Origin of the sequence: Chondromyces crocatus, from assembly GCF_001189295.1 — a bacterium.
GTDB classification, from domain to species: domain Bacteria; phylum Myxococcota_A; class Polyangia; order Polyangiales; family Polyangiaceae; genus Chondromyces; species Chondromyces crocatus.
In genome coordinates, this window is sequence record NZ_CP012159.1 from 7,573,164 (window position 1) to 7,593,715 (window position 20,552).

Annotated in this window: 9 protein-coding genes and 34 tRNA genes; 3 read left to right on the top strand and 40 right to left on the bottom strand. The window is 67.7% G+C overall.

Going from position 1 to position 20,552, the window contains the following annotated elements; genetic code table 11:
* Window positions 1-33 precede the first annotated feature (33 nt).
* The 38 genes from CMC5_RS27030 to CMC5_RS27180 form a co-directional block, all read right to left on the bottom strand.
* Window positions 34-2,940, bottom strand: a complete 2,907-nt coding sequence (locus CMC5_RS27030; protein WP_050433127.1) for a poly(A) polymerase — start codon at window positions 2,938-2,940, stop codon at window positions 34-36.
* Window positions 2,941-2,949: 9 nt separating this feature from the next.
* Window positions 2,950-4,728, bottom strand: coding sequence for an RNA ligase family protein (locus tag CMC5_RS27035; RefSeq protein ID WP_050433128.1), 1,779 nt, complete (start codon window positions 4,726-4,728; stop codon window positions 2,950-2,952).
* Window positions 4,729-5,416: 688 nt separating this feature from the next.
* Window positions 5,417-5,941, bottom strand: coding sequence for an HNH endonuclease (locus CMC5_RS27040; protein ID WP_050433129.1), 525 nt, complete (start codon window positions 5,939-5,941; stop codon window positions 5,417-5,419).
* A gap of 52 nt (window positions 5,942-5,993) precedes the next feature.
* Window positions 5,994-6,067, bottom strand: a tRNA-Leu gene (locus CMC5_RS27045).
* A gap of 13 nt (window positions 6,068-6,080) precedes the next feature.
* Window positions 6,081-6,152 (bottom strand) — tRNA-Val (locus tag CMC5_RS44980).
* A gap of 141 nt (window positions 6,153-6,293) precedes the next feature.
* Window positions 6,294-6,377, bottom strand: a tRNA-Leu gene (locus CMC5_RS27050).
* 4 nt (window positions 6,378-6,381) lie between these two features.
* A tRNA-Leu gene (locus CMC5_RS27055) sits at window positions 6,382-6,463 on the bottom strand.
* A 6-nt stretch (window positions 6,464-6,469) separates the two neighbouring features.
* Window positions 6,470-6,542 (bottom strand) — tRNA-Val (locus CMC5_RS27060).
* 47 nt (window positions 6,543-6,589) lie between these two features.
* Window positions 6,590-6,663 (bottom strand) — tRNA-Pro (locus tag CMC5_RS27065).
* 21 nt (window positions 6,664-6,684) lie between these two features.
* Window positions 6,685-6,759: transfer RNA gene (locus CMC5_RS27070), tRNA-Pro, on the bottom strand.
* Window positions 6,760-6,780: 21 nt separating this feature from the next.
* Window positions 6,781-6,854: transfer RNA gene (locus tag CMC5_RS27075), tRNA-Pro, on the bottom strand.
* A gap of 84 nt (window positions 6,855-6,938) precedes the next feature.
* A tRNA-Arg gene (locus CMC5_RS44985) sits at window positions 6,939-7,010 on the bottom strand.
* A gap of 207 nt (window positions 7,011-7,217) precedes the next feature.
* A tRNA-Gly gene (locus CMC5_RS27080) sits at window positions 7,218-7,288 on the bottom strand.
* Between the two features lie 3 nt (window positions 7,289-7,291).
* A tRNA-Thr gene (locus tag CMC5_RS44990) sits at window positions 7,292-7,364 on the bottom strand.
* A gap of 20 nt (window positions 7,365-7,384) precedes the next feature.
* Window positions 7,385-7,455 (bottom strand) — tRNA-Gly (locus CMC5_RS27085).
* 4 nt (window positions 7,456-7,459) lie between these two features.
* A tRNA-Glu gene (locus CMC5_RS27090) sits at window positions 7,460-7,534 on the bottom strand.
* A gap of 24 nt (window positions 7,535-7,558) precedes the next feature.
* Window positions 7,559-7,631: transfer RNA gene (locus tag CMC5_RS27095), tRNA-Ala, on the bottom strand.
* Window positions 7,632-7,707: 76 nt separating this feature from the next.
* Window positions 7,708-7,778, bottom strand: a tRNA-Ala gene (locus CMC5_RS27100).
* Window positions 7,779-7,903: 125 nt separating this feature from the next.
* A tRNA-Asp gene (locus CMC5_RS27105) sits at window positions 7,904-7,975 on the bottom strand.
* A gap of 20 nt (window positions 7,976-7,995) precedes the next feature.
* Window positions 7,996-8,120: transfer RNA gene (locus CMC5_RS44995), tRNA-OTHER, on the bottom strand.
* Between the two features lie 69 nt (window positions 8,121-8,189).
* A tRNA-Ala gene (locus CMC5_RS27110) sits at window positions 8,190-8,263 on the bottom strand.
* A 23-nt stretch (window positions 8,264-8,286) separates the two neighbouring features.
* Window positions 8,287-8,358: transfer RNA gene (locus tag CMC5_RS45000), tRNA-Met, on the bottom strand.
* A gap of 53 nt (window positions 8,359-8,411) precedes the next feature.
* Window positions 8,412-8,483 (bottom strand) — tRNA-Asp (locus tag CMC5_RS27115).
* A 20-nt stretch (window positions 8,484-8,503) separates the two neighbouring features.
* Window positions 8,504-8,626: transfer RNA gene (locus CMC5_RS45005), tRNA-OTHER, on the bottom strand.
* A 69-nt stretch (window positions 8,627-8,695) separates the two neighbouring features.
* A tRNA-Ala gene (locus CMC5_RS27120) sits at window positions 8,696-8,769 on the bottom strand.
* A 104-nt stretch (window positions 8,770-8,873) separates the two neighbouring features.
* Window positions 8,874-8,945: transfer RNA gene (locus CMC5_RS27125), tRNA-Asp, on the bottom strand.
* A 12-nt stretch (window positions 8,946-8,957) separates the two neighbouring features.
* Window positions 8,958-9,085: transfer RNA gene (locus tag CMC5_RS45010), tRNA-Arg, on the bottom strand.
* A gap of 206 nt (window positions 9,086-9,291) precedes the next feature.
* Window positions 9,292-9,419: transfer RNA gene (locus tag CMC5_RS45015), tRNA-Tyr, on the bottom strand.
* Between the two features lie 80 nt (window positions 9,420-9,499).
* A tRNA-Arg gene (locus CMC5_RS45020) sits at window positions 9,500-9,570 on the bottom strand.
* Window positions 9,571-10,021: 451 nt separating this feature from the next.
* Window positions 10,022-11,728 (bottom strand): TROVE domain-containing protein, encoded by a 1,707-nt coding sequence (locus CMC5_RS27130; RefSeq protein WP_050433130.1) that lies wholly within the window; start codon window positions 11,726-11,728, stop codon window positions 10,022-10,024.
* Between the two features lie 109 nt (window positions 11,729-11,837).
* A tRNA-His gene (locus CMC5_RS27135) sits at window positions 11,838-11,909 on the bottom strand.
* Window positions 11,910-12,017: 108 nt separating this feature from the next.
* Window positions 12,018-12,089: transfer RNA gene (locus tag CMC5_RS27140), tRNA-Glu, on the bottom strand.
* Between the two features lie 8 nt (window positions 12,090-12,097).
* Window positions 12,098-12,169: transfer RNA gene (locus tag CMC5_RS27145), tRNA-Thr, on the bottom strand.
* Window positions 12,170-12,197: 28 nt separating this feature from the next.
* Window positions 12,198-12,269 (bottom strand) — tRNA-Asn (locus tag CMC5_RS27150).
* 104 nt (window positions 12,270-12,373) lie between these two features.
* Window positions 12,374-12,453 (bottom strand) — tRNA-Tyr (locus CMC5_RS27155).
* Between the two features lie 726 nt (window positions 12,454-13,179).
* Window positions 13,180-13,252: transfer RNA gene (locus CMC5_RS27165), tRNA-Lys, on the bottom strand.
* A 762-nt stretch (window positions 13,253-14,014) separates the two neighbouring features.
* Window positions 14,015-14,086: transfer RNA gene (locus CMC5_RS27170), tRNA-Lys, on the bottom strand.
* Between the two features lie 1,369 nt (window positions 14,087-15,455).
* A tRNA-Glu gene (locus tag CMC5_RS27180) sits at window positions 15,456-15,530 on the bottom strand.
* A 320-nt stretch (window positions 15,531-15,850) separates the two neighbouring features.
* On the opposite strand from CMC5_RS27180, the gene CMC5_RS27185 reads away from it, so the two are divergent.
* The 3 genes from CMC5_RS27185 (at window position 15,851) to CMC5_RS27195 (ending at window position 17,946) form a co-directional block, all read left to right on the top strand.
* Window positions 15,851-16,957 (top strand): hypothetical protein, encoded by a 1,107-nt coding sequence (locus CMC5_RS27185; RefSeq protein ID WP_050433133.1) that lies wholly within the window; start codon window positions 15,851-15,853, stop codon window positions 16,955-16,957.
* An 85-nt stretch (window positions 16,958-17,042) separates the two neighbouring features.
* Window positions 17,043-17,408 (top strand): hypothetical protein, encoded by a 366-nt coding sequence (locus tag CMC5_RS27190; RefSeq protein ID WP_050433134.1) that lies wholly within the window; start codon window positions 17,043-17,045, stop codon window positions 17,406-17,408.
* Window positions 17,409-17,607: 199 nt separating this feature from the next.
* Window positions 17,608-17,946: a hypothetical protein gene (locus CMC5_RS27195; protein ID WP_050433135.1), complete on the top strand. Its 339-nt coding sequence runs from the start codon at window positions 17,608-17,610 to the stop codon at window positions 17,944-17,946.
* Window positions 17,947-18,015: 69 nt separating this feature from the next.
* On the opposite strand, the gene CMC5_RS27200 is transcribed toward CMC5_RS27195, so the two are convergent.
* Entirely contained in the window at window positions 18,016-18,828 is an 813-nt protein-coding gene (locus CMC5_RS27200) for a hypothetical protein (RefSeq protein ID WP_156338894.1), read from the bottom strand.
* A complete protein-coding gene (locus tag CMC5_RS27205) occupies window positions 18,825-20,519 on the bottom strand; it encodes an MFS transporter (RefSeq protein WP_082362834.1) in 1,695 nt (564 codons plus the stop codon). The genes CMC5_RS27200 and CMC5_RS27205 overlap by 4 nt, the downstream gene beginning before the upstream one ends.
* Window positions 20,520-20,552: the final 33 nt, after the last annotated feature.

Sequence of the window (20,552 nt, forward strand, 5' to 3'; positions counted from 1 at the left end):
GACGTCGGAGGGGTGAGCCCCCAGGAGCAAGGCTCAGCGCAGCGTGGGCACGGCGCCGCCTTCGACGAACTCGACGTGGACCTCGTGCAGACCGGCCGCCCAGGGCCCGACCACCTTCTTGAACGCATCGGTCGCGGGTGGTCTCTGCCCAAGACCGATCGCGTGGCGGCAGAGCCGCGGCGCCGTATCGAACGCGCGGGGCCAGGCCCGCAGATCCGTGACGCCGGCGCGCTCGAAGGCGGACAGGAGCGCGCGCATCCGGCCGCGCATCCGGCCTACAGCGGCAGGCAGTCCCTCGGGCCGGGTCACCGCGACGGTGATCACGGCCCAGGCGGCGTGTCGCCGGTGCAGCAGGGGAGGCGCGCAGAGATCCGGCAGCGGATCGCGCCCTTCGGTCAAGGCGGCCTCGACCACCTCCCAGGCCGCGTAGAGCTCCTCGGACAGGTTCGCGAGCGAAGCGGTGCTGACGCCATCGCTGCACGAACGCAAGGGCGGCGTCGGCGTCGCGATACGAACGGGATCCCCCGGCGCCCCTACCGCCGGGGCCGAGGGCGCCAGCGCGATGGGGCTGCGCCAGTCCCAGGCCGCCCAGTTCCCGAAGAAGCTGGCCAGGAGGCGCCCGGGTTCGAGGTCCCGTGCCTCGCGAACCGTGCGCGCCGAAAGCACGAGCCATGCGATGCCCGGCAACCCGCCGAATGGCGCCGCGTCGAGGCCCTTCGCGCGCGCCCACAGCTTGACGGTGCGGGCCAGGATGAGGAACGCCTCGCGGCGCCGCGCGGGACCGGTGTGAGGGGTGGGTCCAGCCAGCTCCTGGGTGGTCTCCACCGCTTGGAGCACAGCGTCGGCGTCCGTCACGGCGCTCAGGGCCATCGCGGCAGCCTCACCCAGTTCGAGACGCCGTGCGACGGCCTCCTCAGGCGGTGTCGTGCCGGCGTCGACGATCGTCAGGTCCACGTCCAGCCCCGCCACGCAGAGTTCCAGACCAGGAACACGGATCGCCTCCACGCGCCGCAGGGTCGAGGCGTCGGGCAGGGCCGCGCGCACCCGGGCCTCGGTGGCGTCGAGATCGACGGGACCTGGCAGCACAGCGACGAGGTCCAGGTCACCGCCCGGCAGCGCGCAGCCGAGCCGCCTCGATCCCGTGACGTGGAGCACGCCCCCGGGCAATGCCGCCTCCAGCTCGGCCACGAGCGCCGCGCTACCGTCCGGCCTCGCTGCGGCAGGAGGCCTTGCCGTGCCGGTCGCCGAGGGCGCCACGGCCTCGGACGCCCAGCGCACGACGCCGCTGCCCAGCGCGACCCAGGCCCGCGCTTGCATCGGCCCATCACCGCGCCGCGACAGCAGGACCAGCTCGCCGACAGGTGCCTCGCGGCGACCCAGCCGGGCAGTCCACTCGGCTTGAACGCGCGCCGGCTCGTCCACGCGCCCCAGGGTCAGGTGCGGCGTGTAGCCCTCGGCGCGCCCTCGGCAGCGGGGGAAGCGGCGCACGAGCGCCTGGTGCAGCCGCGCCCAGGGCGCCGTGCCAGCGGCCGCTGGGTCCAGCCAGACCGTGGCGTCCTTGCTGTGCCGGAACGAACGCGCGCCTTCGAGCACCGCGGTGAAGGGTTCGACCTCGCCCGCTGCTGCCGAAAGCAGCGGCATCGCGGCCTCGAAGCTCGACTCGGGCGCGAAGCCGAACAGGAGGTTCACGTGCGGTGGCCAGCGGTCGATCTGGGGATCGTGCGCCGTCCGGATCGCCTGGATCTCGCGCCAGAGGGACTCGGTTGGCACCCAGGCCAGGGCGGTGCGCGCGGTCGGCGCGGTGTCCAGCACCTCGCCGGCCTCCTCGCCCACGGAGAGATCCACGGTGACGCCGTAATGGTCGGACAGGAACAGGCCCGCTGGCGAGACCGGCGCGGCCCCCTCCAGCGCTGCGGCCACGGAGCGCAGCGTGGCCCCGCGGACGAGCACCCGGTCCAGGCGGAGGGCGCGGCCGCTCCGCGACGAGACGGCGGCCAGCGGGTTGACCGTGGGGTCGAAGGTGGGCGTCTCGTCCTCCGCGCCGCGGGCCTCCAGCCACGCGTCCTTCATCCCCAGCGTCGCGGCAGGACCTCTCCCCGCGTCGTTGAGGTCACCCAGCAGGACCCGATCCCCCTCGACCGCCCCGAGCCCTGCGGAGAGCGCGGCGAGCTCGGTCACGCGGCGCAGGGGCCCGTCGTGCGTGTGATCGCTGGTCAGGTGCGTGGCCGCCACGATGAGCGGCTGCCCCGCGAGCGCCACCGTCATGGCGACCACCGCCTTGTGCGGCCCCAGCGCGTGCCACCCGACCTCGAGCACCGGCAGGCGGGAGAGCAGCAGGAGGCCTGCGGTGTCCACGTCGCGGCCGCGCGGGCCGTCGCTCAGCGTGTACCCGGCGCGGACCCAGCCTGCGGCGAGCAGCATCTCGAGCAGCGGCAGCTCGACCTCTTGCAGCGCGATCACGTCGGCGTCCGCGCGATGCAGCGCCTCGACCAGCAGCGGCCTTCGCTGTGCGGTGTGGATGCGGTCGGCGTCGTAGCGATCCCAGAGGGTGTTCCACGTGAGCAGCCGCAGCCGCGAGGTCGCCTCCGGCGTGAAGGTGGGCGCAGGGGTCTCCGCCTTGACCCAGCCGCTCTGCGCCGGGTCCCAGCGCATGGCCGAGCGCGGTGAGAAGAAGGGCGGTCGCAGCCGCTGCGGTGTGCGCACCAGGCCCGCCTGCGTCTCCCCCAGGCAATCCACGCCCGTGAGGCGGTCCCAGATCACCTCGCCGTCGGCCTCGATGGTCACGATCCGGTGCCACGGGATGTCACCTCCCGGCACGAAGGCAGGCAAGGGGATGCGCTTCGGCGCGGCCGCGTGCATGTCGATGCCCAGCACGAAGCGCGCAGGCTCGAAGCGCGCGTCCCAACGGATACGGTTGTAGATCTCCTCGCTCGTGCGCATGGCGCGTCCTCAGGGTTCCTCACGCTCCGGGCCGGAGAGCGTGCCTTCTGAATCGGCGACGCGGCCCGAGGCGTCGATGTACCAGGTGCGGTGTGCGTCGCCCGGGTACGGCGGCGCGAAGCGCTCCAGCTGGGCAGCCAGCGCCACGTCCCGTACGCGGTGTGTCCGGTGGGCGTTGCGCTCGGTCAGCACGGTCCGGGGCACCAGGAAGACCGCGCAGGTGGTCAGCGCGTCCCTTCGCCGCGCGACGGAGAGCGGCAGCGAGCGTTGCTGCGCGGTGAGCGCGGTGGCGTCCCAGACCACGCTCCGGCCGGCGGCGAGGAGCCCTTCGAGGCGCTCGAGCCCCTCGCGCAGGACCTCCGCGTTCGCGTCCTGATCGGCGCGGCTGCCGCGCGCGGCGCGCAGCGCGTCCAGGGAGACCACCGCGGCGCCCGACAGACCCTGCTCCACGAAGCTGCTCTTGCCGCTACCCGACGGCCCCACGGTCACGACCAGGCGCGGGAACTGCCCCTCGCGCCAACGAAACCCGTACGCGGCGGCCTCCTCGGGGCTGTGCAGGCGCCCCTCGGCCCAGGCGTCGGCGGCCTCCGCCCAGCAGCGATCCTGCGCGTCCGCCTCCAGGTCGCCGAGCGCCGAGCGCAGTCCCTCGCAGAGGGCAGCGAGGGGCGTCTCCTCCAGCAAGTCCGCTTCGGCGGCATGAAGCTCGCTCCAGGCGACCTGCTCGCGCGCAGCGTCCACGTCCGCCCCGCGCTGCCCGGCCAGCGCGGCGGCTGCGACGGCATGCAGAGCCCCGAGGTCGGCGGCCCGGACCATGAGCCTGAGGCCGGCGCGACGCCGCTCGTCCGGGAACGGGGCGTGGAGCCGACCGTGAAGCCCGACCAGGTCCCCCACCCTGCGCGCGAGCGGCATCCCGAGCGCCGTGGGCAGGTGCGTCATGAGGGTGACCCTCGGCCAGCCGTGCAGGAGCGCTCCAAGCACGCCCGCGAGGCGCGCGTCACCGCGACGGCCCAGGACATCCAGGCGCACCGCCGCGTCGACGACGGCTGCTTCTCCGCGCTCCGCCGTCCGGGCGCCGGGCAACTCTTCCGCGTCGGCCGGCAAGCGCAGCGCGCCCCGCAATGCAGCCGCCTCCGGCGCCGCGCCCGAGCGCACGTCCCACAGCGCCGCGCTCGGACCACGGCCATTCGGGATCACGGGCCCGAGCATCCAGTGCTCGTCCGTCTGCACGTGGCCCGAGCGGACCCACTTCGCGACGCTCCGCGGAAAGTGGTCGCGCGAGAACCCCCGGATCGTGCGCACCACATAGCCTTCCTGCCGACTCAGATCGAGGCGCAGGGCTCGAAGCGCGCGCACGTTCATCGTCCCACGCCACAGCACGGGCGGGACCGGGACGCCCAGGCGGCGTGCGAAGCGCACGGTCGCGTCCCAGTCCAGGCAGCGGTCCTCCCCGGTCCAGACCGAGAAGGCGTAGAACCAGCTCTCCAGCGCTTCATAAGCGATCGAGTGGCGCGCGTAGAGGTTCTCGCCAGAGACGCGAAAACCGGCTGGTATCAGCGAGGCGATGCGCCCGTGGAGCGCCTTCATCCAGGCGCGGGAGGGGTGGTGGGCCGAGTCCAGCGACCGCGCGTGCAGGCCGTCGCGGTAGAGGGTGGTGTTCTCGCCGTCGAGCTTCTCGGTGACGACGATCTCCTGGCCCTCGAGGCCCGAGAGGTCCGCGGCGCGCACATCGTCCGAGGTCGCGCCAGGCGACCAGGGCAAGTGGGGCGTACGTGGGTAGCGGACTCGCATGGCGGGAGGGGGGCTGGAGGTAGGCTCGGGTCAGGTTCTAATCGAAAGACGTTCGAAGCGGGTCGACGTGAGCGTCAGGCGCGTATGCGCCGATCGTGATCGAGCCACGGTATCACCAGGTATGCTCCCCTCATCCAGAGGAAGCGCAGCTTCCGACACCTGTGGGGATCGACATGCGCTGCTGGTAGACCACGGAAAAATCGAGCCTTCGCGCGAGGAGGCTGGGGCGACCCCGCGCGGGTCGACGGAACCAGTTCCGGCGACAGTTGCGGAGAATGCTGCGCGTGAGGCGTGAGGGATGGGGCGGAAGCTGGGTGAGTCGAACACCATGCCGAGAGGCACGCACCGGGTAGCAACCGGGCTCGGCACCGCTGCCGATTCTAGCTTCCAGGATGAGGCGGAAGTCGGAGGTCTCGATCCCCACACCCCTTCTGGAGGTGCGCACTGCTTTCGAGGCAGGCCCGGTCCCAGACCGGTTCGGCTTCCAAAAAACCCGATCTCACGCGCGGTGGAGCCCAGAGGAGTCGAACCCCGCACCTCGCGGTGCCCTCCGCTTTCAAGGCGGCGCCGGGTCCACACCCGGGATGCGCTCCACACACCCGGGCATCGCCGGGCGGTCGCGAACTCGATGCAGGCCGCCCGCTCTCCCCTGCACCCAGGGCACAGGAGGGAGCGGGACTGGACTGCCTCAGGCTGCCGTGACGTCGCCGCAGTAGCCGGACCAGACCTCGGGGATGCGACGCTGGCCGAGCTGCACCACGGGCACCTGCGGGAGCCACTTGGGCTTCACAGGGTGACGGAGCAGCTTCATGCTCGCCTGCTCCGGGGTGCGACCGCGCTTCTTGCCATTGCAGGGATAGCAAGAGGTCACGATGTTCTCCCATACCGTCTTCCCGCCCTGTACGCGCGGGATCACGTGGTCGTAGTTGAGCTCGTGTGCGGACTTCTGCGTGCCGCAGTACTGGCAGCGGAAGTCGTCCCTCACGAACACGTTCCGGCGCGAGAACTTCACGCCGCGCTTGATGTGCCCCGGGGTCCGCTTGAGGCGAACCACCGCCGGCGCCCGGATCGTCAGCGAAGGAGAGCGAATCTCGTCGTCATACGTCTCGAGCACCTCGACCTTGCCCAGAAAGCTCAAGGTCACGGCGTCCTGCCAGGGAATGATCTGATGGGGAACCATCCAGGGTGTCAGCATCAGGGTCAGCGCGGTCATGATCCACCTCTCATCTCCTCTTCTTCATGGTCTTCTCCGAAGGTAAATCCGGTGCTCGGAGAGGGATTCGAACCCTCAATCGACCGGGTTTGAGCCGGCCACGTTTGCCAGTTACGTCACCCGAGCCTCGGGCATTCGGTACGGGGCGTGGGAATCGAACCCACCTCGACCGGCCTGTCGAACCGGCACTCTCCCAGAGAGCGAGCCCCGCATGTCCTACGCGCACCAGAGATCCCCTGGTACGCGGTGGGGTATCCGTGAGTTGAACACGGCACAGGCTCTGTATCAGAGAGCCTAGATCGACCGGATCGTCCTACCCCGTGCTGCATACCCTGGAGGTACACAGTCCTTGTGTCGCCGGTGGGAATCGAACCCACAGTGCCCTTGCGGGCCCAGGTTCTCAGCCTGGTACGTTTGCCATTTTCGTCACGGCGACAGGGTGTCCACGGAGGGAATCGAACCCTCATTGCCCGGAGGCACGGTGTCTGAGACCGCTGCGTTTGCCAGTTTCGCCACGTGGACAGAGCGTGCGGGGTCAGGGGATCGAACCCTGCTGGCTCGGTGTGTGAGACCGGTGCGTTCACCAGCTCGCTCACCCCGCGGGAGAGTACCAGACGAAACCATCGAGATTTCCTGACGTACTCTCGGTCTGGGTGGAGGGATTCGAACCCCCAGTCCCCGGCTCCCGACGCCGGTGCTCTACCAGATTGAGCCACACCCAGATGTCACTGCATTCCTCTCGGTCTGGGTGGAGGGATTCGAACCCCCAATCTCCGGTTCCCCGAACCGGCGCTCTGACCAGGTTGAGCCACACCCAGATGTCACTGCATTCCTCTCGGTCTGGGTGGAGGGATTCGAACCCCCAATCCCCGGCGCCCAAGGCCGGTGCTCTGCCAGGTTGAGCCACACCCAGAAAAACTGCGAAACGCGGTGGAGGGAGTCGAACCCTCTCGGACAGCCTCATGAGGACCACCGCCCAGACCATGGGTCACCGCGGCGCCCCTGCCAGGAGTCGAACCTGGAGCGGCAAGCTTCGGACGCTTGCGTCTGGTACCGCCAGAACAGGGGCAAACTTCGAATCAGTCAGTCTCCCTGCGAGGAGTCGAACCTCGCCAATCGGCTTCGCTGACCGATGCCTGATCCACCAGGACAGGGAGAGGAGAGAGCCGGCCGGGAATCGGACCCGGAACCGCGGTTTTGCAGACCGCGTTCCTCGCCAGAGATCCGGCTCAATCGGTCGCCTCCCCTCGCGGGGCGACGACCTCGTGGAGATCGGAGCGGGCAGCGGGATTCGAACCCGCACATACGGTGTGGAAGACCGTGGTCCTACCCTTGGACGATGCCCGCAAGAGCTGCACGCGAGAATTGCACTCGCCATCTCCTGTGTACCAAACAGGTGCCCCGCTATCTGGGCCTGAGCAGCATCACGCACACGCACAGGAGAGCGGTGGAGGAGAATCGAACTCCCGTCGCGAGCTTGGCACGCTCGCACTCTGCCATTGAGCTACCACCGCACAGTGCCCCCAGCGGGATTCGAACCCGCGTTTCCGGATTGAGGGTCCGGCTGCCTGGGCCATCTAGCAAGATGGGGGCATACGTCGTGTCATCGAGACACGGTGGAACCGGCCGGAATCGAACCGGCGACCTTCTGACTGCCAGTCAGACGCTCTCCCAGCTGAGCTACGATCCCATGAAGGACGGGCGAGCAATGCTCGTGGGATGGGTTCAGTTAAGGGCTGATAACCCACGAGCTCCGGCCCGACCAGTGGAGTGACGGGGAGTCGAACCCCGATGTCTGCTGTGCAAGAGCAGCGTTCTTCCATTGAACCATCACCCCGAGAATGCGGACGAGATAAGGGTCTGGGAGAGCGGGTGTGACCCCGCGTGCGGGATTCGAACCCGCGACTCCGCCCACCAAGGGGCGGCACTTACCGCCAGTAACCCAGACCTTCCGGCCCGCAGCGCCCCCGAGGAGGATCGAACTCCCCTCACCTGATCGACAATCAGGCTGCTTCACCAGATGCATACGAGGGCAAACAGAACACAGACGTGAGTGCCGCTGGCGGGACTCGAACCCGCATCTTCACCGGTATGAAGGGTGGTAACCGTCCTCGTTCGGCCCGTGACCGGGCAAAGATGTGAAGACGGGCTGTTGCTCTACCCGTTGAGCTATAGCGGCATGAGTCAGGCAAGGGATGTCCGTGGGAGGATCTGGTTTCAGTTGATAACCCACGGACCACGGCCCGACTGGTGGAGTGGCGGGGAATCGAACCCCGATCTCTGCTGTGCAAGAGCAGCGTTCTCCCGTTGAACCATCACCCCGAAACGCGGACGAGAGTCGAGCCTGGGTATGAAGACGGGACTCGAACCCGCAACCTCTGCCCCGATGAGGGGCAGCGCTCTACCATTGAGCTACACCGGCAGAGATTGTGACTGGTGCCGGTGATAACCCATGCCCTTCGGCCCGCGGCGCCCCCGAGGAGGATCGAACTCCCCTCACCTGATCGACAATCAGGCTGCTTCACCAGATGCATACGAGGGCAAACAGAACACAGACGTGGGTGCCGCCGGCGGGATTCGAACCCGCATCTCACCAACTCCTCGATGGTAACCGTCCTCGATCGGCCCGTGACCGGGCATGGAGGAGAAGACGGTCTGTTGCTCTACCCCTCGAGCTACAGCGGCGTGAGACGGGCAAAAGATGTCCATGGGAGGGTCAAGGTGCAGTTGATAACCCACGGACTACGGCCCGACTGGTGGAGTGGCGGGGAATCGAACCCCGATCTCTGCCTTGCGATGGCAGCGTTCTCCCGTTGAACCATCACCCCGAAACGCGGACGAAGGTTGTACCTGGGATGCGCGGGACTGAACCCGCAAGCCACCCATGGGGCAGCCAACCGTTAAATGGTAACCCAGACACTCCGGCCCGCGGCGCCCCCGAGGAGGATCGAACTCCCCTCACCTGATCGACAATCAGGCTGCTTCACCAGATGCATACGAGGGCAAACAAAGACATTGGAGCCACCGGCGGGAGTCGAACCCGCGACCACCTCGTGGGAAACGATAACCGTCCTCATCCGGCCCGGATCGGGCGATTTGTTCGAAGACGGGTTCAGGTGCTCTACCAGACTGAGCTACAGCGGCGTGTCGGTCCGGCGCGTGCCGAACCTGGCGGGGGGTGAAGGAATCGAACCCTCTCGCAGGAGTTTTGGAGGCTCCGCGGTCACCATGACTCTACTCCCCAGACGTGAGCGCCCCCCGAGGAGGCTCGAACTCTACTCACCTGTCGAACTCCCCTCACCTGATCGACCGTCAGGCTGCTTCACCAGATGCATAGGAGGGCAAAAGAGCGCCGCCGGCGGGACTCGAACCCGCGCCTCCACGGTTACAGCGTGGCGTTAACCGTCCTCTTTCGGCCCGCGACCGGGCAAGGATGCGAAGACGGCGACTGTCGCTCTGCCAGTTGAGCTACAGCGGCATGGTCGGAGCTTTCGGTAACCATTCACCATCGGCCCGGAACGGGCGCACTGCGGCAGATGGAGGATTGAAAAGCTCCGGAGCCCCCGGAGGGAGTCGAACCCACCCGTACCGGTTTAGGAAACCGGCCCCTCTCCGATCGGATCGGGGGCAGAGAGCGGAGTATTGGAGTCGAACCAAGATAACCGTTCCTCGTCGGCCCGCGGGCGGGCAAGGGGAGAAGAACGGAAGCAACGCCACCCAGATGTGGCAATACCCCGCAGAAGGAGAGCCCCGTCTCCGGGTCCCTCGCACGAACCACACTCCTCCCGGAGACCGCTCTCCCCCGACAGGAGAGCAGTCCCTGGACGTCTCGACGTGGCTGCCAGAAGGCTCCCTTGGATTGGCTGCGCCTCACGGAGCAGAAACCTTCGGGAACTCGAGAACCGAAGCCCTCGCTGACGGCCGACCTGGCCAGCACCCCGCCCCCTCCTGCCGACCACACCTCACGGGGTAGCGACCATCGGGAGCGTAGGGGGCAGAGCCCCCTGATTCGGCAGCCGGCCCTGCCGGCCGGGAGCGTAGGGGGCAGAGGCCCCTGATTTGGCAGCCGGCCCTGCCGGCCTAGTTGGTAGCCGGCCCTGCCGGTGCCGACGTGTCGGCCCGGGAGAAGTCGGCCATCACCCGGGGGGCAGCGGCGTCGAAGCCCACCACGTCGAGCATGCCGGGGTCGGACGGGTCGGCGATGGTGAATCGCGTCGCCGTCATACCCACCACGATCAGCCGCGCGGGGCGGCCCATCGCCTGCCGGTAGTCGCGGAGAGCCTGGAACGGGTGCACGTTGCCCGCCCAGGTCTCGTTGTCCGTGTAGACGACGAAGGTGTCGACCTCGATCTTGTTCTTCTGCGCCCAGATCATCGGCAGGGCGCAGTCGGTGCCGCCGAACGGCAGGCCGTCCACGGCCTTGAGCACGTCGTCGAGCCGCTGCTTCGGCGAGATGCCGAGAGGCCGGAGCCCCTCGACGCCCTTCGAAGAGAACGGGGCCGACAGGCCCTGACCCGAGGCGAAGCCCACCGCGGTGAAGGCCGGCTCGAGGCGCGCCGTGGCCATGGCCATGGCGGCGCTCGCGACCCGTGGGGTGAGGCCCGGGACGCCGGCGATGGTGCCGCAGGTCATGGACCCGGACACGTCGAGGGCGAGGAGGTGCTTCTTCCCCGTGGGCTCCATGGCCTGGAACGCCAGGTAGAAGGCCTCGTTCAGCGCGTCGACGATCTCCCGGGCCGGGGTCCAGGAGAGGGCGTTGGCGCGCTTCTGCGCCCGCTCACCGTGGCCCTGCTCGTAGACCTTGAGGGCCGAGAGCAGCGCCACCGGATGGACGCGCGCCTTGCGGAGCCGGTCCTTGTCGACGAGCTGCTGCGCGACCTTGCGGGCCGCGTCGCTGCCCGGGACGAGGAGGCCGACGGCGGTCATCTTGCCGAGGTTCCGGACGAGTGCGGTCTGAGGCATGTGCTCGAGGAGCGCCGCCCAGACCTCGGGGTCGTTCTTCCACTCGGTGAGGAGCATCTCGTGGGTGAAGCGGTGCTGCCGGATGAGGGCCAGCACCTGCTTGCGGTTCGTGGACGCGCGGAGCGCCTCGAAGCCGCGCACGAGCTCCGGCAGCGAAGCGGGGCTCAGCGCCCCTCCCTTCGCCGTCTCCTTGGCCATGCCGTCCAGGCCCTGGGTGATCCAGCGGAAGAGCGCAGCCTGCTCGGGCGTGCGGGCCACCGGGTGCGACAGGCGCAGCAGGTCGCGGTGGCTCCAGCCGTCACGCTGCTGGTACTTGATGGCCTGGTAAGCGAGGGCCTCGGCAGGCTTGTCGAGGTACCAGCCGGCAACCGCGTTACGGAGGCCGCGGCCCCACCGGCGGAACCCCTCCACCGCGCGGGCGAAGTGGAAGAGGTCGGTGCCGGTACGGCAGACGAGCGGGAGGGCCTGCAGCGCGGCCTTGCGCGTCTCGAGCTGCGCGTCGCCGGCCGCCATGGCGAGGGCGAAGAGCGCGGGCTCGTTCTTGGGCGCGCGGCCGGAGGTGCTGATCTCGACGAGCCGCTTCACGGTGCGCGCGCCGTCGGACGCGAGGCATGCCTGGACGGCGCGGGCGTTGTCGACGGTGAGGGCCTGCTCGGAGGCGTAGTAGGTGCCGCCGTCGGCGCCGAGGATGAGCCAGCGGTCGAGTCGCGACCAGTCATCGAGCGCAAAGACGAAGCCACCGGCGCTGTTCTGGACCTGCTCGGGCAGGGCCTTCTCCCGCTGGCGAGTGAAGAGCGAAGCGAAATGCTGAAGATAGTTGGCCATGATGACACCTCCGGCCCGCCCGGATGGGCGAGGCGAGATTGGGACGGATGAATGCATGGCCTCGGGATTAGCCACCCAAAGGATAACCGAGGCCTCACGACCCGTCCGGGTGGACGTACGGGAATCGAACCCGCCTTCGCAGGGTCACAACCTGCCCTCTTCACCAGATGAGTAACGCCCACAGAACCAATCACACACACAGTGGGTCGCCCTGGGATCGAACCAGGTTGACGGGATTTTCACCCCCGCGCAATCACCAGACTTGCTCACGACCCATGCACACACAGAGTGACCCGTGGGGGAGTCGAACCCCCGTTGCCGACTTGAAAGACCGGCATCCTGACCGCTGGATGAACGGGCCTGGAACGGAGCCCTCTCCCGGAATCGAACCGGGATCACCTACTTACGGGGTAGGAGCTCTGACCATTGAGCTACGAGGGCGCAGAGCCTGACCAGGACAGGCTCTCGGCTTCAACGGGGGGAGTCGAACCCCCAACCTTCCGCTTAACAGGCGGTCGCTCTGCCATTGAGCTACGTTGAAACGAGGGGGGCGCATGGTGCGCCCCACTCAATTCGCGTGAGATCGGGTTGTCAGAGATCAGGGCGGAGACGAGTCTCCGCGATGGCCCACCAGAGGCAGGCCGGTGTGGACGGGAGGATTCGAACCTCCACAGCCGAAGCGGGCGGGTTACAGCCGCTTGAGCTCACCAGTGCTCAGCATCCACGTACTGCGTACCATTCAGGTGCCTTCCGGCCCCCTACGTTCCCGTTGGTCACTCCCCCGTCTCCCAAGGGAGCGACCCACCAAGGACCTGCCGCAAATGCCCCTCCTGCCATGACTGGCGGGAAGCGACGGCCAGGGACCTGAAGGAATTCAGGGCCTGACGAACTCGCGGACCGGATTCCTCGTTCGAGGGGTTCCGTGCCTCAGGCGCAAGCCTGAAACGACAGAGGCCGCCTCGGGTCTTCCCCGGGCGGCCTCCGCAGACATCCAGAAGGACGCCCGCCTATGCCGTTCGGGGGTTTCTCATTCTCTCGATCGGGCTCAGATACAAACCCGACTGCAACATGGACCGACGAGGGTCGAAGCGCCCCTCGATGCCTGCGCAGGCACCGCTCACCGTCTCTCGAGAGAGAGCATCGGTATGACAGGCGTCGAGCTGCACGAAGAACAGCTCGCTCCACCTCTGTCGGCGCTGCCGACTGTCGCCTCGCGTATCCACCGTCGTCACCTCTCCATTCTATTTACCTCACCCGATTCAGAAGTCAACCATTTTATTTTCAATCGTCGAACTCATTTATCGTTTCAATCAACAACTCCTGGACGCAGACGCACGATGCCGTGCGCAGCCTCTCTCGATGGGAGGGAGGTCGGTACCGGGAGCAGCGCTCGAACCTGCCCCGAAGGCTTCAGAGACCGCCAATCGACAGATTAGACGATCCCGGCAGGGTGGATCCGGGAGGACTCGAACCTCCACACTTCCGCTTAAGAGGCGGTTGCTCTGACCATTGAGCCACGGATCCAGTCGCGGAGAGCCATCTCCGCCTTGCTTGTGAGAAACAAGCCAGGGGACGCCCGCGAGGTGCGGGGCAAGGGCGGGTGGGAGGCGGCGCGCCTCCGCGGCACAACACACCCGGCCCACGGCCGCGCGATTGCGCCTCGACACCCACGGTGTCCATGATTGCCCGAGTGCTCCGCGATCCAGGACGTGAGCCTGAAACGACAGAGGCCGCCTCGGGTCTTCCCCGGGCGGCCTCCACCAACATCCGTGAATGGATGTCGGCCTATGCCGTCAGAGGTACCCTCTTCTGCTCCGGGAGCATGCTGAACCGATGCCCGCCGGATAGACGAAACCCACCGCCACGAGTGCAGTCCGCCTTGGCCCCTTCGGGGGCGCCGGCGCACCGCACCACAGGCTGCCCCGAGGGCAACCCGCGCCGTGTCTGGCGATTGTCTCCGCGAACATCGCCGCGGCTGTCTTTCAGGACGTTCATCATCGTCTTCTGCCCAATCCATTTACTCCATTCGCCACCAGAGTCAATCTCAATTTTCATTCGCCAGTCTCATCTTCAATCGTTTTTACAGCTAGTTTCCGATTGAATGATACAACTTTCCCGGCAAGTGGACCTCTGGGAGGTCACTTTTGGGAGAGCCGCTCGGCCTCGGGGCAGGACTCGAACCTGCTTCTGCAACCTCGAAAGGAAGCAGCCCTGACCGACTGGACGAACCTGGGTCGAGACTGTCTGGATTCACCCTTCCCTCTTCATACACACCTCGTTCTCCGGTGGATCCGGGAGGGCTCGAACCTCCACACTGCCGCTTAAAAGGCGGCTGCTCTACCATTGAGCTACGAATCCAAAGGGCACACCATGCCCTGTTCACCGCAATGGCGGTGAGGCTACGGCTCTCGAGAGGGAATCCTCGCTGGAGTTCCTCCCTGTGAACATCGACTGCGACCCCGCGGCCGCAAGACACACCTCTCCCCTGTCAGCGCACGCCGTTCAGGCGCACACCTCTCCCATTGCGACGATCCCACCTTGGCGAATGCCTGGTTGAATCGCCGCGCTCCCCCGTAGGAGCACTCGACCTCCGGTCTCTGATCCCTGGTTTACCCCTGTCACCCGTCGCCAGGTGGAGGAGAGAACCGAAGGCCAGAAACGCCGAAGGCCGCCTGGTTACCCGAGGCGGCCTTTCAAACGTCGTTCAGACGCTGGATTCCGCCGCCTCTAGGAGCCCTTCCCCAGATTCCCGAGATCTTTCGCCTCGAACCGACGAAGATGCTCAGGCATGCTGGCTTCGGGCGCACCAGGCTTGCTGATGACCGGGCAAATGACGGCCGAACCTTCCAAACGGAAGGCTGAGGCGGTCATTGGCTCGTTCCAATAGCAGGTCATAATGCAGTGCCCGATTGATTACCCTGCTTCAGATGCGCAGAGCAACAAAATAGTTCCCCGCTCGATCACTTTGTTCTTGGATCTGCGAATGCAACCTCTGCAGTTCAGGATCTCGAACGGAGGATTCTCCAGGGATCTCGCTGCACTTGCGCCGCGCGGCCGAGTGTTTCGAGGCTTGCGCACCCAGGCCCGGGCGTTTCCCCTCCCCCGCCTCACCTGCTTGGCGCTTCGTCGAGGTGCATGTGCGAATCAGGAGGAGGATTCAGGAGCCTTCACGGTCCCGGCCCCGTGTCGGCTGTCCAGACCGCAGTCCGCCGGGGGAGAGAGTCGCACCGACGTGAACGGTACCGAGCTGTATCGGCCGGACTGGACCGCTCCGGCCGGACTGGCCCCTCTGCGACGAGAATGCCGACCTCGCGCGCCGAATGCCTCATGCGTCGAGTTCCCCACGCGCGTCGTTCGATCGACCGGAGCGAAGGGACCCAGGACGAGGCGGAGGCGTACCATCGGCGCCGCGTCGCTCCCGAGTTTTGTACCGAGCGTGGACTGCCGAGCTGTTCGCCAGCGCGACCGCGAGCAGAACACCTGGCACGCTCCCCGACACGACGGGCAGCACCTGGATGATCATCCGCGGAGAGACGCCCGGCGCATCATGAATCGCGCCGGGCGCGAGTCCATGTGGCTCACAGAGCGACGACACGCGTGACGCGGAGAGGTGGAACGCCTCCGCTACGTCCTCACGCTTCTCGTTCCAGAGCGATCTGCCCCGAAATTCTGACCGAAGAAGCTCTCTTCTGCGGTCGACTTCGCAAAAGCTACGAAGAGATATGGGCGTCCCCAGCGGGATTCGAACCCGCGTAACAGCCTTGAAAGGGCTGGGTCCTGGGCCGGGCTAGACGATGGGGACGGGCCGGACGCGGCGGAACCTAGCCGCCACCGCGCAGCAACGCAAGACCTTGAAGAGAGAACCGAAACGATCACGTGTTCCCGCTTCCCACGCCCCCCTCCTCGCCACCACAGGACGTGAGGTCGCTCCGGAGCCCGCTCCTGAGGTGACCGCAGCGGAAAAGTCGATCCCCTCGCGGCTTTTCTTCAGGCGCCCTCGGAACACGGGAACTTCGCCGACCCCTCCAGTTCCAAGGAAGGCCTGTCCGGCGCAGGACGCCTCGGCGCGGACCGCGCCTGGCAGCCGCCTCGACGATGGTTCCCTCTGGCCAGGAGCCGACCATGCAGCCATCCACCCACGCTCAAGCCTCCCTGGACGCTCCGGTGTCCCCTGCTTTGCCGTCGCTGACGACCTTCACGCCCTCATCTGCTGACCCCTCGTCCGCGGCGGCGCTCCTCTCCGGATTCTCTCCTCATGTTCCCGGGCCGCGCTTCCACCTCGTCCTTCCCTTCACCGTGCTCGGTGTCGCTGGCGGATGGATGGCCGCGGACTTCTTCCGGGTCGGCGCCCTCGAACACATGGATGCGGGGCTCCGCCCCTCCCTCGTGGCCATCGCGGCCCTGGCCTCGTCGCTCCTCGGCCTCTTGCTTCAGCCGGTCACCCGCTGGCCAGGGTGGAGGGCGACGGTCGTGGCCACGGCGAGCGTCCTTCTCGCGGGCATGCTTGCTGGTGGGTTCGTCGGCGTGATGACCTGGTCGCGGTACGGTCTGGGGGAAGGCGCGGCCAGCGGGTTCTGGTGTGGGGTCGCGTTTTTGCCAGGGTTCGCGGCGATCTTGATGGCAGCGCGACGTCTGGACAGAGCGCGCCCTGGTTCACTGGTGCATGGCGCGGACAGGCGCGCCGTCTGGCTCGCCGTCTCGGCAGCCGTGGCCATGGGGACGCTGGCGGCACTCCCGGACTGGACCTTCATCCCCGGGATGGGTCGACCCGAGCTCGGTGTTTCTCGCTGGCTCGGCGTGACCTCGGTCGTCGTCATCGGCGTCCTGCTCCTCTCGAATGGCGTCGGCGTCATCCGGGCCCACCGGGCGGCAGGCAAGCTGCGCGACATGCGTACCTGCGCGCCCAATGACCCGAGCCTCTCATGGGCACGACGTCAGCTCGACCTCGGTCTCGGCCACGAGGCCGCGGCTTCGGTGATGCCGTCCGCCGGGATTTACCGCGAGCATGACCGCATCATGGAGGTGGTTCGTGGCGATCCGGCGCGCGCAGGGCAAGCACTCCTCGGATCCTTGGGACTGTCCGCGGCTGCCCTCGCGTGCGGCGTCGCCTGTCTCGTCGCCACCGCCTCGCACAGCGCGTTCGCAGCAGCAGCGCCGAAGCGATCCCTCTCGGAGATCCCCCTCTCCGGCGGTGATGTCTCTGCTGCCCCGAGGTCGTCACCCCGGTGATCGGGTCCGTCGTCTCCTCGACATGACCGTCCCCTGCCCCGCTCGCCCTCGCCGCTCGCCCTCGTAACGTGTCAGGGAGCGTCGCATGCTCGACTCCCTGTCGGACGCCCAGAAGGCCAGAGGGGGCGGGCTCCTGCTCACCGGGATTGGCGTCTGGTTCCTCAAGATGGGCCTCTTCGACGTCCTCCGTGAAGCCGAGATGGGAACAGCTTCCATCAGGACATCGGGCAAAGCGCTGTTCGTCGCGCCAGCGTTTCTCCTCTTCGGATTGCTGCTGGTCGTCACCGGGGCGCCAGGAGATGGCACGACGGGCATCGGGCGTCACTTCGTCCGGCCCGCGGACAGAAAATTGACGTCGTTCGGCTGGCTGCTCACAGCGGTGGCGTTCGCTCCTGGCCTGGGCCTTTACATCTGGCTCAAGCAACGGCTGCAGGAACTCGGCTACGAGTAAATAGATCACCCGAAGGTGCCCACCCCCTTCAATCTTCCGCTCACTGGCACCGTGCCCGAGCATCGAACGCAGCTCCTGCGTGCCCCGAAGATTTCACTTCTGCTCCCCATCGACGTCGCGTCTCGCCGGCCCACCAGACTGAACACGTCGCTCCAGAAGCGACACGTGACCTGTCGCCTGGCCGGGGTACACTCCGCAGGTGCGCCCGCGCGACAGTCGCTACGAGCAGGTCGATCCTCAACACCGCATCGAGTACCGCGACCCCGAGGATTTCGATCGGATCGCTTTTGCCATGCGCGCGCTCGATCGGCTGCGGCCCAAGCGACTGACCGTGGCCGTCTACAAAGCCGTGGCCTCGATTCGCATCGAACAATGGAGCGATCTGCGCCGTGAAGGTGCGAGCTGCGCCATCGTCGGCATCCCTCCGCAAGCAAGCCGTGAGCACATCGCATATGCGCTGGCAGAGCTCGCGGGGGTCGCCTCGGTCCCCTACACGGTCCAGATGCTGCTCGCCGAGGAACGACGCCCACGAGCTTGAGGTGACGACACCTCGAAAGAGACAACGTGAGGGCGTCGGTGACCGTGCGCTCGTCAGGGCACGTGTCGACTACCGGGCCAGGGGACTCACGTTCCCATCAGCCGAAATCACGACCGAGCGACCTCCGGTCTGCACGCGCACGACACCTCCGCCAGCGGACGTCGCCACCACGCGAGCGGCCTTCTGCGCAGGCGCCGGGCCGACCCGGTGGGGCGCCCCCCAGGCAGCGCTCCCGCGCCCGTCGTAGCGCATCGCCAGGAGCACCGACGAGCTGGTCCCGTGCAGCGCCCCGACCTGGAGCAGCACGAGCCCATCTCCGTCTGGCGCGATGCTCACGGGCGCTCCCGTCATCGACTGCCAGGGCAGGAACACCCCGGCTCGCCCCCAGGCCCGCCCGCCCTGACGATCGATGATCTGCGTCCGGGCCCCTTCTTCGCCAGCGACGGCCAACACCATCCCGTGACCAGGCCAGTGCGCGGCCGAGAGCGCAGCGCATCCACCTGCGTCGACGACCTCGTAGTCAGCCACGATCCCACCGTCGGCGTCCCAGTGCCGCAGCGCCGCGAGCTTTCCCTCCGGATCGCAGAACGCGAGGGCCACCCCGCCCTCGGCCGCGCTCAGGATTGCCATCTCGTGCACGCCGGGGAACACGCCCACGAGGGGCATCTCCTTGGTCCAGGCGCGCCCGCCATCCGCCTCGAGCACCAGCACCAGCGGCTCGCGTGCCTCCGGAGGTCCGAGGATCAGCAGCGCCTCTCTCCCTGCCGGGAGCTTCACCGTCTGCACCTCCAGCGGCCACGGGGGTTTGTCGCCGTACTGAGTGGTCAGCGTCTCTTTGTGACGCAGCAACCTCACGTCGTCCGCGAGGCGCCGCAGCATCACCCGCCGCGCTTCCGCCGACGGAGTCGCCTCCTCGTCATCCTGCGCGGGAGGTTCGGCCCGCTGGAGCGCCTCCTCGCCGCCAGCAGGCTTCTCCCTTGCAGCGGGCTCGTCCCCCTGGACACGCTCGCCATCATGGCTCTCGGCGTGGGCCGCCGTGTCCCCCGGGGCGGCTGCATCCTGGGGCTCCGCTCCCGTCCGGCTGCATCCACCGAGGGAGGCGACGATAAGGACCCTCGTTGCCCACCTCGCACCGTACCGTTCTGGTCCAAGCACGGGGGAGGATCATAGGCCGGCTCGCTGGAGGGGCAAGGCGCGGGTTGCCGAGCCTGCCGCAGGCTCGCCACGTCGGTGGAGGGGCCGAGGCGTGAGCTTCCGGCCGCTTCTGGCGACACCACGAGCCCCGTCTCGGCCCCTCCTCGGGCGGCTGCATCCTCGGAGGGCACCACCTCGGGAGGCATCTGCTCGACGGGCCCTGCCTCCAGCGCCACGGTGTCTGCCTGCAGCGATGTCTGCCTGGGAATCTTCGCGGTCGCGGTCCCGAAGATCAGGGCCGCCATCACGCCGACGGCCAGCGCGCAGGGCCACAGCACCTGAGGACCGAAGTGGTTCAGCACGAGCAGGCCAGCGGAGGGGCCGAGCATGAACGAGAGCCCCGTGGTGGTGCTGTGCAGCCCCATGTACTCGCCCATGCGCCCCACGGGTGCCCGCTCGGCGATGGCGGCGGTCGCGGCAGGCGTGAGGATCATCTCACCGAAGGTCCACACCGCCACGCTCAGGGCGAGCGTGAAGGGCCCGTCCGCCAGCGCCAGCGCGCCGAAACCGCCGCCGAGCAGCGTCGCCCCGAGGCCAAGGGCCCACACGTGCCGCCAGTGCGCCGTGGCGCTGTTGAGCGGGAGCTCGAGGAAGACGATGAGCAGCGTGTTGACCGTGATCAGCGCGCCGAACGAGTAGCCGGGCATCTCGAGATGCCGCACGAGATAGAGCGGCAATGTCGAGTCGAACTGGAAGAAGATCATCCCCGTGAGCAGCACCCCGACGAGCAGCGCGAGCAGGATCGGATCGCGAGAGGCAGGTCCCCCCGCCAGACTCGGAGGGACGTCGTCCATCTGCACGCCACGGCTGCGGTGCCGCAGGGGAGACACGAAGACCAGCAGCGCCGTGAGCAGGCTGGTGGCGCCCTCGACGAGGAAGAGGGAAGGGAACCACAGCTCGGAGAGCACACCGCCGACGATGGGACCGATGCTCATCCCGAGGTTCGCTGCCAGGCGTGCGAAGGCATAGGCCGGCTTGCGGCGGTCGCGCGGGGCGAGCGCCGTCACCACGACCAGGCTGGCTGGTCGGAATGCCTCGGCCGTGGCAGCGAGCGCGAACGTCACGACCGCCAGCGCGGTGATGGTGCGGAGGAGCGGGTAGGCGAGCAACAAGCCACCCGACGCCAGCATCGAGCCGATCAGGATGCTGCCAGGACCGATGCGATCGCACAGCCGTCCAGCCGCCGTCGCGCCGAGCAACGCGCCGGCGCCATAGGATCCCAGCATGAGGCCGGCGACGGCCGTGTCATGACCGAGATGACGGATGAGGTACAGCGACAGAAACGGTACGGCCATGCTCCCGATCCGGTTGACCAGGATGGCAGCCGCCAAGATCCAGAGATCCCGCGGCATACCGCGCATCTCACGCCACGGATTCATTGGGACCTCCAAGACTTCACGGGTCCTTGCTTC